The organism is Peterkaempfera griseoplana, assembly GCF_001418575.1.
GTDB classification, from domain to species: domain Bacteria; phylum Actinomycetota; class Actinomycetes; order Streptomycetales; family Streptomycetaceae; genus Peterkaempfera; species Peterkaempfera griseoplana.
In genome coordinates, this window is sequence record NZ_LIQR01000702.1 from 1 (window position 1) to 3,565 (window position 3,565).

The window sequence follows — 3,565 nt, forward strand, 5'->3', positions numbered from 1 at the left end:
GGGCAGAACGATGGGCGGGGCGGGCAGAACCTTCAGATGGCCCGGAAGTCGCGGGGGGCCAACCGCGGCGCCCGGCGGGGTGCGTGCATCCCGGTGAGGCAGATCAGCCGGCACGCGCGGTGGCGGTGTCCCCGGTAGGGCTCCAGCAGTTCCAGCATCCCGGCGTCGTCGGTGCGCTCCCGCCCGGCCAGCGCCCACCCCACGGTGTTGGGCAGGTGCAGGTCCCCGACGGTGACCGCGTCGGCGTCGCCGTTGCTGCGCTGTACCGTCTCGGCGGCCGTCCAGGGCCCGATGCCCGGCACCGCGGTGAGCCGGGCGGCGGCCGCCGCCGGCTCCATGGCGGACGCCTCCTCCAGCCGCGGCGCCAGCCGGGCCGCCCGCACCACGGTGGCGGCCCGCTTGGCGTCCACCCCGGCGCGATGCCACTCCCAGGACGGCACCATCGCCCAGTCCCGCGCGGACGGGGCGATCCGCATCCGGGCCACCGGCGATCCCTGGACGGCGGCCGGCCCGGGCGCCGGCGTACCGAAGCGCTGGAGCAGCAGCCGCCAGCCCCGGTACGCCTCGTCGGAGGTGACCTTCTGCTCCAGCACCGACGGCACCAGCGCCTCCATGACCAGCCCGGTGCGGCCGATCCGCAGGCCGGGGTGGCGCCGGTGGGCGTCGTGGAGCACCCGGTGGCGCGGGTCGGGGGCGAATCCGGAGGGATCGTCGCCGTCGCCGAGCCAGGACGGCAGCCGGTCCAGCAGCCACTCCGCTCCCGGCCCCCACGCCTGCGCCACCACGGCGCCCTCCGCGGGCACCGCATCGATCCGCACCGTGCCGGGCCCGGCCGGGGTCCGGGAGGCCCGCCACACGGCGCCGTCGGCCGCGGTCCGGTACGCGGGGTCGCCCGGCCCCCGGCGCAGGCAGCCCAGGGTGAGCCCGGGGTCGACCGGGTACGACGGCCGCCAGACGCGCTGCTGCGCGGCCGCGGACGGTGCCGGGCCGGGCGCTGGTCTGGGCGGCGGGACGGTCATGGGCGTCCAGCGTACGCGTGCGCTTACCTCCCCTGGAGTTCCGCCGCCTGGTTGCGGATGTCGTCGAGGTCCGCGTAGAGGACGTCGCCGGGGCACTGGGTGGCCAGCGCGTCGCGGTGTCCGGAGATGGCCTGGAGGGTGGTCCTGCGGGAACCCATGACGGCGGTGCCCAGCGGACTGCGGCCGCCGATCCCCAGCTTCCAGGCCGCCAGCCTGGCGATGGCGTCCAGCATCTCCTCGGAGACCTCGCCGCTGCTGAAGGTGCCCATGGCCGCGATCCCCGCGGAGTCGCTGTTGTAGCCGAGGGTGTGGGCGCCCATCACCGGGCGGTCGACGCCGCCCGCGCGGCCCTCGTAGATGGTTCCGCACTTGTCGACCAGGAAGTTGTAGCCGATGTCCCGCCAGCCGTTGCTCTTCACGTGGTAGCGGTAGATGGAGCGGACCACCGCGTCCGCCTCGGAGCAGTCGTAGTCGTTGCCGGTGGCGGTGTGGTGGATGAAGACGACCTTCACCTTGCCCGTGTACTCCGGTTCACCGCTGAGCAGCGACTCGTCCGCGTTCCAGCCCGCCCGGGTGACGATGGTGGGCCGGTCGGCGGTGTAGGCGCGGTGGGCGAGCCGCCGGCCCGCGTCGCCCGGCCCGGCGGCGGGCAGCACCCGGGGCTCGACGGAGCTGTGGGCGCCGGTGCCCGGGTCCACCAGGTCGACCCGCAGGCCGGCGGGCAGTCCCGAGGGGCCCGGGGCCGCCTGCACCTGGATGCCGTCGGACGGTCCCGCCCAGAAGGGCGCGGTGGCGCCGCGGGCACCGGGGGCGTCGCGCTCGGCCGATCCGACGTCGGGGGCGTCGTCGGAGGCACCGGTCACCTGCCGCCAGCCGCTCCAGTCGCCGGTTCTGCGGTCCCGGACCCGGATCCGCACCCGGCCGTCCAGTGCAGCCCGGGGGTCGTCCCAGGTGACTCCGAGCAGGTCGAAGGGCCGGGTACGGACAGCGGGCACCTCCAGGATCCGCGGACTCGCCCCGACCACCCGCACCCCGGGCCGGCCGGCGGCCAGCGGAATGGTGGTGGTGGTGCCCCCGGGGTCGGCGTCGGGTGCGGCGGCGACCGCGTCCCCGGGCACCAACCCGGCTCGGACGGTGGTGTCCGCCGGGCTCCCGCCGGTCAGGCTCTGCAGGGCGACGACTACGGCGCACCCCGCCCCCAGTGCTGTCAGGAGAGTAAGACGCATAAAAGGGATATTGAGCCCATAATGCCCATGACGCCACCTCAACTGGCGAACCGACAGATTCCGCGTGCCGACCGGCCCACACCGCCGCAGACAGGTGCCACGCCCGCGCACACCGCGGGCACATGCAGGGCTTAGTCTGGGGCGCACCATGACTGCGACATTCGCCGCCGACGCCCGCACCCCCGCCGACCTGCTGCGATCCGCGCTCGACGGGGACCCTGCCCGCCCCCTGGTCACTTTCTACGACGACGGCACAGGGGAGAGAGTCGAACTCTCCGTCAGGACGTTCGACAACTGGGTCGCCAAGACCTCCAACCTGCTCCAGGACGAACTCGGCGCAGGGCCCGGGGACACCGCCGCCCTGCTGCTGCCCGCCCACTGGCAGACCGCCGTCTGGCTGCTCGCCTGCTGGTCGGTCGGGGTGACCGCCGCCCCCGGCGGCGACCCGGCCGCGGCCGACCTGGTGGTCAGCGGTCCGGACGGCCTGGAGGCCGCCCAGGCCTGCTCCGGCGAACGGGTGGCGCTGGCGCTCCGCCCGCTCGGCGGCCGCTTCCCGCAGCGCCCGGCCGGGTTCCTCGACTACGCGACCGAAGTGCCCGCCCAGGGCGACCGGTTCGCGCCGTACTCGCCGGTCGACCCGGACGCCCCCGCGCTGTCGATCGCAGCCGACGGCGCGGAACACCGGCTCACCGGCGAGGAGACGGTACGGCAGGCCCGGGCGGGCGCCGCCCGGCTGGGCGTCGGCCCCGGGGACCGGGTGCTGTCCACGCTGCCGTACGACTCATGGGAAGGACTGGAGGCCGGGCTGCTGGCGCCGCTGGCCGCGGGCGGCTCGGTGGTGCTGTGCCGCAACTCCGGCGCGCTCACGGCCGAGCAGTGGGAGAAGCGGATCGCCTCCGAGCGGGTCACCGTACGGCTGGGCTGAGATCCGCCGGACGGTTCCGGGCGGCGCCCTCGGGGTGGGCGCCGCCGGAGCGGCACACATCCGCTCGACCCTTCGTGCAACCTTGCGATTCACCTGGGTGTCTGACTGGACGTAACCGCCAGGCAGCAGCGCGCCCGCCGCACCGGGTCCGCGGCGCCTGTGCACGACCCACAGGGGGATCAAGAATCGCCGTGTCCACTTCTTCCGAGATCCCCCAGCCGCCGGAGCGGCCCGCATCCGAGTCCTCCGGCACCGCCGAGGACGCAGAGGGCGTGACGGGGGAGGCCCGCACCGACGCGGAAGCCGCCGGTTCCGAAGCCGCCCGGTCCGAGGCCACCGGTTCCGAGGCCACCGGTTCCGAGGCCTCCGGTTCCGAGGCCTCCGGTTCCGAGGCC

4 protein-coding genes are annotated in these 3,565 nt (G+C 75.4%); 2 read left to right on the top strand and 2 right to left on the bottom strand.

Annotation, left to right across the window (positions count from 1 at the left end; genetic code table 11):
- Positions 1-32 precede the first annotated feature (32 nt).
- Together AOK09_RS35680 and AOK09_RS35685 are read right to left on the bottom strand one after the other, a co-directional pair.
- On the bottom strand, positions 33-1,019 hold the full coding sequence (locus tag AOK09_RS35680; RefSeq protein WP_245687632.1) for a DNA-3-methyladenine glycosylase family protein: 987 nt from the start codon (positions 1,017-1,019) through the stop codon (positions 33-35).
- A 23-nt stretch (positions 1,020-1,042) separates the two neighbouring features.
- Positions 1,043-2,245 carry a peptidoglycan recognition protein family protein gene (locus AOK09_RS35685; RefSeq protein ID WP_063796171.1) on the bottom strand — a complete coding sequence of 401 codons (1,203 nt, stop codon included), beginning with the start codon at positions 2,243-2,245 and terminating at the stop codon, positions 1,043-1,045.
- A 148-nt stretch (positions 2,246-2,393) separates the two neighbouring features.
- Here AOK09_RS35685 and AOK09_RS35690 point away from each other — a divergent pair, with 148 nt between their 5' ends.
- Both AOK09_RS35690 and AOK09_RS35695 read left to right on the top strand, forming a co-directional pair.
- On the top strand, positions 2,394-3,170 hold the full coding sequence (locus tag AOK09_RS35690; protein ID WP_055591337.1) for a TIGR03089 family protein: 777 nt from the start codon (positions 2,394-2,396) through the stop codon (positions 3,168-3,170).
- Between the two features lie 191 nt (positions 3,171-3,361).
- Positions 3,362-3,565, top strand: a 204-nt coding sequence (locus tag AOK09_RS35695; RefSeq protein ID WP_407675461.1) for a hypothetical protein, incomplete at its 3' end; no start/stop codon positions are given.

Bases quoted from the DNA above. Each gene is read 5' to 3' on its own strand.
- AOK09_RS35680 (WP_245687632.1), bottom strand. From the start codon at position 1,019: ATGACCGTCCCGCCGCCCAGACCAGCGCCCGGCCCGGCACCGTCCGCG.
- AOK09_RS35685 (WP_063796171.1), bottom strand. From the start codon at position 2,245: ATGCGTCTTACTCTCCTGACAGCACTGGGGGCGGGGTGCGCCGTAGTC.
- AOK09_RS35690 (WP_055591337.1), top strand. From the start codon at position 2,394: ATGACTGCGACATTCGCCGCCGACGCCCGCACCCCCGCCGACCTGCTG.